Origin of the sequence: Streptomyces olivaceoviridis (assembly GCF_014650115.1) — a bacterium.
Classification (GTDB): Bacteria; Actinomycetota; Actinomycetes; order Streptomycetales; family Streptomycetaceae; genus Streptomyces; species Streptomyces olivaceoviridis.
Genome location: NZ_BMUI01000015.1, coordinates 102,285 through 115,710, shown reverse-complemented (window position 1 = coordinate 115,710; position 13,426 = coordinate 102,285). Strand labels below are relative to the sequence as shown.

Here is a 13,426-nt window from a genome sequence, read left to right as displayed (position 1 = left end):
GATCAGCCGGGGCTTGTCCCTTCCGCGACTGCCGGCTGATGTGGACGAGGACCCTCGACTGTCTTACGCTAGGTAGACCGACCTACCTAGTCTGGACTGTGATGAGCGGAACCGATGTGAGCACGACGGACGGCGCGCGACGCCGTCCGGCCCGCGAACGCCTCCTCGCGGCGGCGGCCCGCCGCTTCTACGCCGACGGCGTGGCGGCGACCGGCATCGACACGATCACCGCCGAGGCCGGCGTCGCGAAGATGAGCCTCTACAACAACTTCTCCTCCAAGGCCGACCTGGTCAGGGCCTACCTGGACGCCCGGCACGAGGAGTGGCTCGGCCTGTACCGGGCTCGGCTGGAGCACGCGCGGGGCCCGCGGGACGGCGTACTGGCGGTGTTCGACGCCTACGCCGACCACGCGGCCTTCGCCTACGAGCACGGCTTCCGCGGCTGTGGACTGCTCAACGCCGCCGCCGAGCTGCCGGCCGGTGACGCGGGCCGTGCCGTGGTGCGCGCCCACAAGGAGGAGGTCGAGCGGCTGATCGCCGGACACGTGGAGGAACTGCTGCCCGAGCGGCCCGACGAGGCCCGGGCGACGGCCGAGCACCTCGCCTTCCTCCTGGAGGGCGCGATGGCCCGCGCCGGTCTGGAAGGCGACGGCGACCGCCTCCGTCACGCCCGCGCGATGGCGGCCACCCTGCTGGACCGGCTGTGAGCCGGCCCGCCGGACCCGGCCGGTCCGCCGGGACAGGAGCGCTGTGCGTGCTGGCGGCCTCCGTCCTGTGGGGTACGACGGGTACGGCCGCCACGTTCGCCCCGGAGGTCGGCCCGCTCGCCATCGGCGCCGTCGCCATGGGCCTGGGCGGACTCCTCCAGGCCCTCGTCGCCGCCCGGCCGATCGCCCGCCACGCGCCCCGTCTGCGCGAGCAGCGCGGCACGGTGCTGCTCGGCGCCGTCTCCGTCGCGGTGTACCCCCTGGCGTTCTACACCTCCATGCACCTGGCCGGAGTCGCCGTGGGCACCGTGGTGTCCCTCGGCACCGCCCCGCTCGCCTCGGCCCTGATCGAACGCGTGATGGACGGCCACCGGCTCACCCGCCGCTGGACGATCGCCGCCGCCCTGGGCCTGCTCGGCACCGCCTTGCTGTGCGTCGCCGAGGCCGCGCACGCGGGCGACGGCACGGGCCGGGCGTCCGTGGCCGCGACGCTGCTCGGCGTGGGCCTCGGCCTGGTCGCCGCCGCCACCTACGCCCTCTACTCCTGGGCCGCGCACCGGCTCATCACCCGCCGGATCCCCTCCCGCGCGGCGATGGGCGCCGTCTTCGGACTCGGCGGACTGCTCCTCCTGCCCGTCCTGCTGGCCACCGGCGCCCCGCTCACCGGCTCCTGGTCCAACGCGGCGGTCGGCACGTACATGGCCCTCATCCCCATGTTCACCGGCTACGTCCTGTTCGGCTGGGGCCTCGCGCACGTGCCCGCCAGCACCGCCACCACCCTCTCCCTGCTGGAGCCGGCCGTCGCGGCCGTACTCGCGGTCCTGGTCGTCGGCGAACGCCTCCCCGCCGCGGGCTGGGCGGGCATAGCACTGGTCATCGCCTGCCTCACGGTCCTCACCGCCGCCCCCCGCCGGCGGAAGCACTCCCGGAACCCGGCCGGAGCGGCCCCCGACGAAGCACCGCCGGTCACGGCCGGCCTCACGGACGCCTCGCCGTCGTAGGGGTGCGAGGGGCAGGGGTCAGCCGCACGCCTGCGGGGACATCGCCCTCGCGGCGCGCGGCGGCGGTCCCGTGCGGCTACGGCGCCGGGTCCTCCTGTGTGTGCCGGACCGCCTCCTTCACGGACTGCTCCAGCTCGTACCGCGACACGCCCTCGCGCGCCGCGTACGCGGACAGCGCGGCCTGGAACGCCTCGGTCGCCCCTCGCCACGCCCGCCACTGGGCGTCGTACTCCTCACCGCACAGGCCGGCCAGCCTCGCACGCTCCGCTTCACAGGAACGTTCCAGGTTGACCAATTCGTCGGGAATGTCTGTCACACAAGGATGCTATGCAGACCATCACCGGGACGCCTGTCAGGACTCGGAAGACCGACGAGCGGACCACTAGACGGTGTGCTCCGAACAGCACGGTTCGCGGCGCAGTGCCCGGCTGACGGCGAGCCAGTCGGCGTGTGCCGGGCCGGACGGCGCCGACGGGCCGGCCGGGAACGCGTTCACCAGGTCCTCGCGGCGGTGCACCCTGCCGTCCCGCATGACCCAGGCGGTACGGACGAGGTCGTCGATGTCGTGGAACGGGTCGCCGTCGATCACCGTGAGGTCGGCGAGCTTCCCCGGCTCCAGGGTGCCCAGATCGTCCGCGACCCCGAAGAGCCGGGCCGGGACGACCGTCGCCGTGCGCAGCGCCTGGGCGACGGACAGGCCGCCGAAGCGGTGCAGGGCCCGCAGGGCGAGGTGGAGGTGGAGGCCGAGGGGGGTCAGGGGCGCGTCCGTGCCCAGGGCGAGTACCCCGCCGTCGTCGAGGATCCGCCGGTAGACGGCCGTCTCCCGCTCGACGGCGCGCGTGGCCGCTTCGTCGGGCGGGGTCTGCGCCAGCCTCCGTACGAGCGCGGCGTCCCACGGCGCGGCGAGCCGGGTGACGCGGGTGTCGTCGGCGAGCGAGGGATCGGCGCCGAGCTGGGTGAGCGCGGTGAACGGGGTCGCGATGAGCGCGAAGTCGCCGCCCCGGTACGTCTCGTGGACGTCCTGGTAGGAGTGGCCGGTGGGGCTGAGGGCGCGCCCGTACTCGGTGCGCTGGGTGGCGTGGAGATGGGTGGTGAGGTCCTGGCCGACGGCGGCTCCGGGGGACAGGAAGTGGCTGCCGGTGAGCACGCCGAGGTCCCGGTGGGCGGTGCGGGCGGCCTCCCGCATGACCGAGGCGGGCGCGCGGACGTAGGTCTTGACGAAGTCGACGTCGAGCGCGACGGCCCGGCTCAGGGTCCGCTCCAGACCCTCCCGCGTCCGGTGCGCGCGGGCCATGCTGTAGGCCACCCGGCTGCCGTCGATCAGCTCACCGGTGGCGAACAGGCGCGGTGCGGTCATACGGCCGGCCGCCACCGCCTCCCGGATGCGGACGGCCTCGTGGGCGAAGCCGCCGAGGGAGACGTTGGTGGTGATGCCGTACGCGAGCATCAGGCTGCCCTGCCGGCTGCCGTAGGTGTACTGCCACGGGTGGGTGTGGGAGTCCCACAGTCCCGGGATGACGGTGCAGGCGGAGGCGTCGACGATCCGTTCGCCCCTGCGGGCCCGCGCCCGGTGGGGTTCGACGGCGGCGATGCGGTGGCCGCGGATGACCAGGTCCACGTCGTCCCGGGGCGACTCGCCCGTGCCGTCCCACAGCCGCCCGGCGTGCACCCGGACGGTGTCGGACCGGGACGGCAGCCGCCGCCGCCAGGTGAGCGGCACCGGGACGTCACGCCGGCCGGAACCGTCCCGGGCCACGAGCCTGAGCCGCCCGCTCGCCTCGTACAGCAGGGTGCGGGAATCCCCCGACCAGGAAGGATGGTCGGCGGCCTCGTCGGTCAGGCGCCGGGGATCACCGGCGGGGGAGCCGTCCGGGTGCACCGGCATCACCCACAGCGCGGACTCCATGACGAACGCCATGGCCGTGCCGTCCGGCGACCACACGGGACCGCTGTTGCCACGGTCGGACAGCGAGGCGTGCTCGGCCGGCAGATACGTGGCCCACTGCCCGGTCTCGGTGTCCACGACACGGATGACGTTGTAGCCCTCGCGGAACCGGCGGTTGAGCCGGTTGCGGTCACTGAACGCGAGGTACCGGCCGTCGGGCGACCAACTCGGCCGCCCCGGGAGCCCGTTGGCGCCCAGCGGAGCGGCGAGGGTCCGTTCCGCGCCGGTGGCGAGGTCACGGACGAGCAGATTGCCGGTGGAGTCCTGGCAGGCGAGCCGGGCGCCGTCGGGCGAGAGCACCGGGTTGAGGCGTCCCCCCGTCGCCAGCACCTCCTCCCGGCCGCTGTCGAGCCGGACCCGGCGCACACCGATCAGTCCGTCGCCGCCCGGCCCGCTCTCCCGGCAGTACAGGACGCTTCGGCCGTCCGGCGCCCAGGACGGCATCTGCGCGTAGGCGGACGGCGGCGCCTGCACCAGCCTGCGCGGGCGGCCACCGCGCACCGGCATCACCCACAACGCGTCGAGCGCGACGAACGCCACGGACCCGCCGTCGGGGGAGAGGACCGGCAGGTGCACACCCCGGACCGGACGCCGGGCCACCGAGTCGAAGTCGTACCGCTTGCGGGACCCGGCCGGCCGCGGCACCGGCAGTTCCGCCGCGAAGGGAACCGTCTCCGCTCCGCTCCGAGCCGTACCCGGCCGCCGTACCCTCACCTGCCCGTCCGCGACGTAGAACAGCTCACCCTCCGCCGTCCAGGACGGCGGCAGCGGGGAGACGTCCTCGCCGTCCGTGACCGGTTCGCCGTCCACCAGCAGCGTGCAGTGCGCCGCGTTCGTGCCCTGCGCGGCGTCGTCCACTCGCACACAGGCCACCCGGCCGTCCGCACCGACCGCGGGTCCCACCAGCGTCCCCGCGCCGACCGTACGCACCACCGTGACGTTCCCGCCCCCGGCCGGGACGGAGGCCAGTGTGCGTCCGCCGTCGGCGCCGGCCCGGACGAAGACCACCGTGCCGCCGTCGGGGTGCCAGGCCGGGTCGTAGTCCTCCACCCCGGTGTCCCGGGTCAGCCGCGTCAGCTCACCGGTGCGCACGTCCACCGTCCAGATGGAGTACGAGCTGCCGCGTACGGCGTCCCCGCCCCGCTCGGACGCGAACGCGATCCGGGTGCCGTCGGGCGACCAGCTGACGCCCCGGTCGTCCCACGGCCCGGACGTCAGCCGGCGCGGACCGGAACCGTCCGGTGCCATCGTCCACACGTGGAACCCGCCGCCCTGATAGGCGCAGACGGCGATCCGGGAACCGTCCGGCGACCAGGCCACCCGGGCCGGCTCCAGCTCGGCCCCGGTCAGCGCCGTCGCCGGACCGCCCGCCCGGGGCAGCGACCACAACACGCCCTGCACTTCCACGATCAGACGCCCACCGTCCGGCGAGACGGCCACGGACGCGTTGGTGCCGGCGGTGAACCGGAGGGTCCGGCCGGCGGCGGTCACCGCTTCCGCGTGACCGGCCGGGGACGCGGACGCCACACCGGCCTGGACCGGTAACCCCACCGCCGCCGCGCCGAGTCCGGCCCTGAGGACACCGCGACGGGATACTGCTGAGCGCTTCATGGGAGGCCTTTCATCGGACGGGCAACGCACGGACGTTCGCATTATGACAACGACGCCCGTACGCCCGGCAGCCTCGCTCCTCGCGGTGTCAGTGGCCCCCGGTGCGGATGACCCACTTGATCCACGAGCGCAGGCGCGTGACGTCTCCGAACGAGGCGACCTCCGTCCGGTCCGACGCGGACAGGACACCCACGAGCACCTCGCGGCCCGCCTTGTCGAACGCCGTCGCCGGGCCCCCCGAGTCACCGCCCGCCGGCAGGCCGGTGCCGCGCTGCACGCAGAAGTCCCCGGTCCCCACGAGCAGCTCGCACCGCTTGTCCGCGTGCTTCACGATCGTGACCTGCGCCTGCTTGAGCACGTTCGACTGGCACGAGCCCTCGCTCCGCGGCGGCGCGCAGGTGGCACCCCAGCCGTAGGACCGCACGCCGCGCCCCACCTTCACACTGGCGCTGGTCCCCAGCTCGATGGGCTGGACGTCCAGGCGGGGCACCCGCACGAGGGCCACGTCGGCCCCGGGCGCGAACACGGTGCCGTTCTCGACGCGACGCACGACCTTCCCGTGCCGCTGGTCGAGACTGCCGACGCGGAACGTGATGTCCCAGTTGTCGTAGCGGACGCAGTGACCGGCGGTGATCACCCACTCGGGGGCCACGACGGTGCCCGTGCAGGACGGCTCGCCGTCGATGTACACACGCGCCGCCCACGGGCCGTGCTTGCTGACCGTGCCTCCCTGGATGGCCGAAGCGGGTTCCGCCATCGCCAGGAAGGAGGCGACGAACGCGCATATCGCTCCGTATGCACGCATCTTGCTCAACATGGGGTCTTCCTCGGGTTCGGTAGCTGCCAGTTGCCTGCGCCCGGCAAGAGCGAAGGCCCGTCCGGGCGGTTCCGCGACCGCACGATCCGTGCACTCAGGGAACAGAACGGTTCTCGTCGTGCTGACGTCCGGTCAGACCACCCAAAGGGGACGACCGCAGGCGCTCCGGACGCCAGTTGACTCGCGTTTGGCTTTCCGTTCCCTGAGCGTTCAACCGGGGAACGCTGTCGGTGTCGTGTGGGCTTCCTAGGGTCCATGAGGCTTTTCCGAAAGAAGGGGCTCATGGACGCACAGTTCGCGATCCGGGCGCGTGGCATCACCAAGTGCTTCGGTGATGTCGTCGCGCTCGACGGCGTGGATCTGGAGGTGGCGCGGGGACAGATCCACGGCCTGGTCGGACCCAACGGGGCCGGCAAGACGACGCTGCTCGGCCTCCTTCTCGGCCTCGCCGTGGCCGACAGCGGCAGCCTGGAGATCCTCGGCACACCGGTGGGCCGCGCCTTCGAGGCCCCCGGCGGCGTCTCCGGCTTCGTGGACGGCCCGGGGCTGTACCCCTCACTCACCGCCCGGCAGAACCTCGCCGCGCTCGCCGCTCTGCGCGGCGACGACACGCGGGCGGCGGGGATCGACGACGCCCTCGGCCAGGTCGGGCTCACGGACGTCGCCGACGAGCGCACCCGCGGCTTCTCCCTGGGCATGCGGCAACGGCTCGGCCTCGCCGCGGCCCTGCTCACCCGGCCGCGGCTGCTCATCCTGGACGAGCCCTCCAACGGCCTCGACCCGGCCGGGAAGAAGCACGTCCACGGTGTCCTCACCCGGCTCGCTCGCGAGGGCACGAGCGTCGTGCTCTCCAGCCACCGGATGGACGACCTGGAGGCCCTGTGCTCCGAGGTCACCATCCTCGCCACCGGACGGATCGTCTTCTCCGGGCCGCTGGGCAAACTGGCCGCCGAACACCGTGAACTCGACTACCGGCTGGTCACGTCCGACCCGGAGCGCGCACGCCGGCTGGCCGCCGACGCGCCGGGAATCCGCCTGGCCGACGACACCGCGGGACGCCAGGGCGGAGAGGCGCTCGTGCTGCGCGCGCTGGTGCCCGCCCTCGACGACCTGGTGGTGCGGCTCGTCCACGAGGGCATCGCCCTGCGCGAACTCGCCCCGGTCGTCTCCCCGTTGGAGGCGGCGTTCCTGGCCCTGACCGAGCAGCAGAAGTCCGGCGCCCCGCAGATGTCCGGCGCCCCGCGGCAGGACGGCGCCGGTGCCCCGCAGAAGTCCGACGCCCAGCAGCAGGAGACCGGTCGATGACCGCCACCGCAAGCCCGACCACGTCCCCGGCCCCCGACGCACCCCCTGCGCACATCACCGCGTCAGGCCGTGTCACGGTTGCCCGGAGCTACCGCTTCGAAGTCGTCAAGCTCCTCTCCCAGTGGCGGATCCGCCTGCTGCTCCTCGCCTGCTGGATCGCGCCGGCGCTCTTCGTGGCCGGGGTGAGCGCGCAGAGCACGCTGCCCACGGACACCCTCTTCGGCCGCTGGATGCACGCCACCGGATGGGCCGGCCCCCTGGTGACGCTCGGCTTCGCCGGAACCTGGGCGCTCCCGCTGCTCACCTCCGTCGTCGCCGGCGATGTGTTCGCCTCCGAGGACCGGCTCGGCACCTGGCGCCACCTCCTCGTCGCCGTCCGCTCGCCCCGGCGGATCTTCGCCGCGAAGGCACTGGCCGGCCTCACCGTCATCCTGCTGCTCGTGGCCGGGCTGGCCGTCTCCAGCACGGTCGGCGGGCTGGCGGCCGTCGGCAACCAGCCGCTCGTCGGCCTCGACGGCCACCTGCTCACGCCGGGGGACGCCGCCGGCACCGTCCTGTCCGCCTGGGCCGGTGTGCTCGCCCCGACCCTGGCCCTCGCCGGGATCGGCCTGCTCGGGTCGGTGGTACTGGGCCGCTCCCCGATGGGGCTGCTGCTGCCCGCCCTCGTCGCGCTGGCGATGCAGCTCGCCCAGATGCTGCCACTCCCCGTCGCCGTACGCCTCGCCCTGCCCGGCGACGCCTTCCTCACCTGGAACGGCCTGTTCACCAGCCCGGCGCAGCTCACCCCGCTCCTGATCGGCATCGTTGTCAGTCTCCTGTGGGCCGCCACGGCGACGGTGCTGGCCTATGTCCTCTTCCTGCGGCGCGACTTCACCAACCCCACCGACGACGGCTCGGCGCGCCGCGCGGTCACCACGGCCGCCCTGCCGCTCGTCGCGTTGCTCGGCGTGACGGTCGCGGTCGTGGCGGCGACGACCACGGCCACGGGCTCCGGCATCGAGCAGGCCAAGGTGCAGCGCTCGCTCGCCACGGAGTTCGCCCACCTGTACCGCCTTCAGACCGAGCAGCTCCACCGGCCCGCCGTCACCGAGGCGCAGTTGAGGACCTCGGCGGCGTGCACCAAGGCCGGCGTCCAGGACGGCGCCCAGGGCCCGGGCAACGACTGGCGATGCGTCGTCTCCTGGCACCTGCCGGGTGTCGCGGCCACCGGGTCGGCCGTCTACCAGCTCGACATCACCGCGGACGGGCGGTTCGTCGCCGACGGCGACGGACCGAAGGAAGTGAACGGCTACTTCGTGGTGCGGACCTCCACCGGAGACGCACCGAACCCGCTGTGGCAGTTCGACGGCAACGTCGACCTGCTCTCCACTTCCCCGGACTCCCGGACCCCCTGAACTCTTCCTCTCCGGCCACCCCCCAACTCCTCCGATTCCCCAAGGAATGACACATGCAGATAACACGCCGCCGTCGGCAGGCCGAGAAGAAGTACTACGACCTGCTGGGCAGACGTGTCAGCCGCCGGGCCGCCCTGGTCACGGCATGCATCACCACGGCCGCCCTGGCCACCGGCACCGCCGTCGCCGAAACCCGCCAGTTCGGCACCGAGCAGGTCGGCCAGGTCACCGACAAGGGCCAGGTCGTCTCCGCCGACCAGTACATCGCCCCGTACGGTGACCGCCTCGTCGTCAACGACGGCAAGATCATGTCGTCGACGGTCAGCCCGGACGGCAGCCACCTCGTCGCCTCGGTCACCGACGGCGACGCCTCGCTGGTCGTCGTCGACCTCGCGACGGGGCGGATCACGCAGCGCGTCGGCACCAACGCCGCCGACGACCTGCGCATCAGCAGCAACGCCGTGGGCCAGGAAGGCCCGACGTACTCGCCCGACGGCAAGCAGCTGTGGCTCGGCCAGCTCGACGGCTACACCAAGTTCACCGTGAACGCGGACGGCACCCTCGCCAACCCGGTGGCCGTCAAGATCCCGGCCGACGGCAGCAAGCAGGCCCTGGCCGCCGCGGCCGTGTTCTCGGCCGACGGCTCCACCGTGTACGCGGCGGTCAACGGCCAGAACCGGGTGGTCGCGATCGACGCGGCGACCGGCACCGTCAAGCAGAGCTGGACGGTGGGCAACGCCCCGCGCGGCATGGCCCGCGTCGGCGACAAGCTCTACGTCAGCAACGAGGGCGGACGGCCCGCGAAGGCCGGCGAGTCCACGCTCAACTCCTACGGCACCCAGGTGCCGGCCGACCCGAAGACCGGCGCCACCACCACCGGCACGGTCAGCGTCATCGACCTGGCCGACCCGTCCGCCGCCGTCGGCACCATCGACGTCGGCCTGCACCCGACCGCCGTGTACGCCCAGCGCGGCGCGGTGTTCGTCACCAACACCGCCGACAACAACGTGTCGGTCATCAACACCGCCAAGGACAAGGTCGTCCAGACCATCTCCACCCAGCCGTGGCCGGAGGCCTCGGTCGGCTACGAGCCCGACGCGGTGACCCTCACCGACGACGGCCACCTGCTGGTGACGCTCGGCCGCGCCAACGCCGTCGCCGTCTACCGCTACACCTCCGCGCAGGAGCCGGTCAGCTACATCGGCCTGCTCCCGACGGACTACTTCCCCGCGGAGATCACCACCGTGGGCAAGAAGGTCGTCGTCTCCAACACCCGCGGCATCGACGCGCGCCGACCCGCCGGCGCCGGCCACGGCACCCACGACACGACCTCCAGCCTGACGCAGTTCACCCTGCCCAGCGACGGGGTCATCCGCTCCCAGACCGCCAAGGTCTTCCAGCAGAACGGCTGGAGCGCCAACTCCGTCCGGCTGGCCAAGGGCAACGGCAACGGCAAGGCGCAGCCGGTCCCGACGCGGATCGGCGACGCCTCGACGATCAAGCACGTCTTCCTGATCGTCAAGGAGAACCGCACCTACGACCAGGTCCTCGGTGACGTCCCCGAGGGCAACGGCGACCCGTCGCTGACGCAGTTCGGCGAGAACGTGACGCCGAACCAGCACGCGCTGGCCGAGCAGTTCGGGCTGTACGACAACACCTACGACATCGGCACCAACTCCGCCGAGGGCCACAACTGGCTCATGCAGGCCGACAACCCCGAGTACACCGAGTCCTCGGCCGGCGAGTACAAGCGCAGCTACGACACCGAGGACGACGCCCTCGGCCACCAGAAGACCGGCTTCCTGTGGTCGGGCGCGCAGGCGGCCGGCAAGTCCGTGCGGAACTTCGGCGAGTTCCAGCAGTTCCTGACGAAGCCGTCCGGCGCGAGCTGGCAGAACCTGTACTGCGACGCCAAGAACATGGACGCGACCGGCCAGGCCACCGCGTACCCGCTGAACTCGTCCTCGCCGATCCCGTCGCTCAACAGCGTCTCGGTGCCCGGCTTCCCGAAGTTCGACACCAGCGTCCCGGACATGTACCGGTACGAGATCTGGAAGCAGGACTTCGAGAAGAACGGCCCGGCGAACCTCAACATGTTCTGGCTCTCCAGCGACCACACCGGTGGTCCGGCGAGCCCGGCCGCCCAGGTCGCCGACAACGACCTCGCCACCGGCAAGATCATCGACAAGATCTCGCACAGCAAGTACTGGAAGGACTCGGCGATCTTCGTCGTCGAGGACGACTCCCAGGCCGGCCTGGACCACGTCGACGGCCACCGCGCCCCGGTCCAGATCATCAGCCCCTGGGCCCAGCACGGCACGGTCGACAGCCACTACTACTCGCAGATCACGATGATCCGCACCATCGAGCAGATCCTCGGGATCCACCCGATGAACCAGAAGGACAGCGCGGCCACCCCCATGCGGGGCGCGTTCACCCGGCACCCCGACTACACGCCGTTCACCGCCCTGCCCAACCGCACTTCCCTGACCGACGGTGTGAAGACCCCGCCGGCCTGCGGCGTGGACACCCCCGCCCCGCAGGACCCCAAGGCCGCGGCCGTGCCGTCGGCGAAGGTGCCGGCCGACAAGAAGTCCCTCGCCGCCGCGTGGGACGCCTGGAAGTCCAAGCAGCACCTGACCGGCACCCACGCCATCCCCGACTACGCCAACCCGGCCCAGATGAACCACCTCACCTGGTACCAGACCCACAACTGGGCGCGCCCGTACCCCGGCGAGAAGAAGATCTACGCCCCGAACGACGTGCCCGGCGCCTACATCCCGTCGGCGGAGTCCGACGGCTGACCGTTTGCCGGCTGACACCCGCTGAACAGGGAAGGACCCCTGCCTGGCCGACCGCCTGGCAGGGGTCCTTCCCTTGCGGCCGTGGCCGGCCCGGACTCGTAGCAGGTGCCGTCGGGGAGCGCGGCGAAGAGGACGTCGGCCCTCGACGACGGGGCGAACATGTGTGGGCTGTCGATGAGCCATGAGCCATCCGGTCCGGCGTTCCGGCCCGCGTTGGCAGCCACCTCGTTCCAGCCGCCGCGGGCATACCACCCCGCGGCTCGTCGTGGTGTTTCGTGCCCCGGCACAGGGGGGCGGCCCCACAAGCTCCAACTGGACCCCGATCGCGGGGCGGTCTCCTGCTCGCTCACCAGCCCGGCGGCGCGCAGCACTTCGGTACGTGCCGCCGTCCCTTCGCGAGTGACATGTTCCACGAGCGAACCGCGTCGCGGCGTCGACTCAGTAGTAGATCGGCCCCTTGACACCACCGCTCGTGATCACCGTGTCGCCGTTGACCGCCACGCTGAGCGGGCTGGCCAGGAAGGCGATCACGGATGCCACCTCGTGCGGTTCGACGATCCGGCCGATGGAGACGGTCGCGGCGACCCGTTCCTCCAGCTCCGCTGGACTCTGTCCGGTGGCGGTCGCCTGCTTGGCCAGGTTGTCCAGCCAGGTACGGGTCCGCGTGGCGCCGGGCTGCACGGAGACCACGTTGACCCCGTGGGGCCCGAGTTCGTCCGCCAGATTCTTCGTCATGGCGACGACGGCGGCGTTGCGTACCGAGCCGGTCACCGACCCGCTCTGCCGCGTCGCCAGCCCGCTGACATTGATGATCCTGCCCCAGCCCCGCTCGGTCATGGCGGGCGCGAAAGCACGTACGCAGCGCAGGTAGCCACGGACCTTGACGTTGATCTCGGCTTCCAGGGCGTCGTCCGGGAACGCCCCGGGGTTGGTGGTGGCCGCGTTGTTCACCAGGATGTCCACGCCACCGAGCCGCTCCCGCACCTCCCGGGCCATCTCCGCCACCGAAGTGTCGTCCCCGGTGTCGGCCGGGACCGCGATGACCTCGGCGCCGGTCTCCTCGCGCAGCAGGGCGGCCTGTTCCTCGGCACGGCCTGCGGACCGGGCGACGAGGGCGACCGAGGCGCCTTCCGCGGCCAGGGCCCGGGCGACCGCGAGGCCGATGCCCCGGCTTGCTCCGGTGACCACCGCGCGCCGGCCGGCGAGATGCAGATCCACGACTTCTCCAGTGTTCTCGACGAGGTGTGTCCGTCCCGGCCGACCCATGCGGGCTGTGCATGTGTTTCGATTGCCCGGCCGACGAAGACACACCTCAGAACATGCCCAGGCTCATACGTATCTATCATACTCGGAGGGACATCTTCCGCGGATGTCACGTCAGCGCGGTCGCGGGATGCGAGCCGATGGCGCCGCCGCCGCCGCCGCCGACGACGCCGCCGACGCCGTGAAGGCTCAGATCGCCCTCTCTTCGAACTCTTCCGGGACTGCTCGTTCGCCTTCGTCACACGGCCCATCGGTATGGCCGAGTTACAGGTCCGATTCGACCATAGAGAGGTAGCCATGCGTGGTCGACTCACGCTCAGCAGCCTGGCGTTGAGCGTCAGCCTCCTGGCCGGCGCTACGGCCGCCGTACTGGCGGTACCCGCGGAGGCCGTCGCCGGCACGTCGTCCACCCCGGTCATCCCGGGGTGTGTTGACGCCGGCATCTTCGCCACTCGTGCCCAACGCGAAGCGGCCGGCCAGGGCTTCCCCGATCACGTGTGCAAGCAGTCAACGACGACCACGAACTGGCACCTCTGGATCTGCGACTAGAGCCTGTCCGGAGCTGCCGTGAGGATCGCC

General features: G+C 72.3%; 10 protein-coding genes. 6 read left to right on the top strand and 4 right to left on the bottom strand.

All coding sequences use genetic code 11. The features are described from left to right. The first annotated feature begins 101 nt into the window (after nt 1–101). Together IE273_RS26235 and IE273_RS26230 are read left to right on the top strand one after the other, a co-directional pair. Nucleotides 102–707 (top strand): TetR/AcrR family transcriptional regulator, encoded by a 606-nt coding sequence (locus IE273_RS26235; RefSeq protein WP_059266778.1) that lies wholly within the window; start codon nt 102–104, stop codon nt 705–707. A 47-nt stretch (nt 708–754) separates the two neighbouring features. Then, on the top strand, nt 755–1,708 hold the full coding sequence (locus tag IE273_RS26230) for a DMT family transporter (RefSeq protein WP_189817622.1): 954 nt from the start codon (nt 755–757) through the stop codon (nt 1,706–1,708). A gap of 76 nt (nt 1,709–1,784) precedes the next feature. Here IE273_RS26230 and IE273_RS26225 read toward each other — a convergent pair whose 3' ends face one another. The 3 genes from IE273_RS26225 to IE273_RS26215 all read right to left on the bottom strand — a co-directional run bounded on the left by IE273_RS26225 (nt 1,785) and on the right by IE273_RS26215 (nt 6,069). Continuing rightward, on the bottom strand, nt 1,785–2,024 hold the full coding sequence (locus tag IE273_RS26225; protein ID WP_229887556.1) for a hypothetical protein: 240 nt from the start codon (nt 2,022–2,024) through the stop codon (nt 1,785–1,787). Nucleotides 2,025–2,090: 66 nt separating this feature from the next. Next, nucleotides 2,091–5,264 (bottom strand): amidohydrolase family protein, encoded by a 3,174-nt coding sequence (locus tag IE273_RS26220; protein ID WP_229887554.1) that lies wholly within the window; start codon nt 5,262–5,264, stop codon nt 2,091–2,093. A gap of 88 nt (nt 5,265–5,352) precedes the next feature. Continuing rightward, the gene (locus tag IE273_RS26215) at nt 5,353–6,069 is read right to left on the bottom strand and encodes a S1 family peptidase (RefSeq protein ID WP_229887553.1); all 717 of its coding nucleotides are present in this window, start codon (nt 6,067–6,069) and stop codon (nt 5,353–5,355) included. A gap of 294 nt (nt 6,070–6,363) precedes the next feature. Between IE273_RS26215 and IE273_RS26210 the strand changes: the two genes are divergently transcribed. The 3 genes from IE273_RS26210 to IE273_RS26200 are packed head-to-tail and all read left to right on the top strand — an operon-like array spanning nt 6,364 to nt 11,584. Then, the gene (locus IE273_RS26210; protein ID WP_229887551.1) at nt 6,364–7,386 is read left to right on the top strand and encodes an ABC transporter ATP-binding protein; all 1,023 of its coding nucleotides are present in this window, start codon (nt 6,364–6,366) and stop codon (nt 7,384–7,386) included. After that, nucleotides 7,383–8,780: an ABC transporter permease gene (locus IE273_RS26205; protein ID WP_189817619.1), complete on the top strand. Its 1,398-nt coding sequence runs from the start codon at nt 7,383–7,385 to the stop codon at nt 8,778–8,780. Before IE273_RS26210 ends, IE273_RS26205 begins: the two co-directional genes overlap by 4 nt. 53 nt (nt 8,781–8,833) lie before the next feature. Continuing rightward, entirely contained in the window at nt 8,834–11,584 is a 2,751-nt protein-coding gene (locus IE273_RS26200) for a bifunctional YncE/alkaline phosphatase family protein (protein WP_189817618.1), read from the top strand. Nucleotides 11,585–12,022: 438 nt separating this feature from the next. Here IE273_RS26200 and IE273_RS26195 read toward each other — a convergent pair whose 3' ends face one another. Beyond that, nucleotides 12,023–12,802 carry an SDR family NAD(P)-dependent oxidoreductase gene (locus IE273_RS26195; protein WP_189817617.1) on the bottom strand — a complete coding sequence of 260 codons (780 nt, stop codon included), beginning with the start codon at nt 12,800–12,802 and terminating at the stop codon, nt 12,023–12,025. A gap of 342 nt (nt 12,803–13,144) precedes the next feature. Here IE273_RS26195 and IE273_RS26190 point away from each other — a divergent pair, with 342 nt between their 5' ends. Next, a complete protein-coding gene (locus tag IE273_RS26190) occupies nt 13,145–13,396 on the top strand; it encodes a hypothetical protein (protein WP_189817616.1) in 252 nt (83 codons plus the stop codon). The last annotated feature ends 30 nt before the right edge of the window (nt 13,397–13,426 follow it).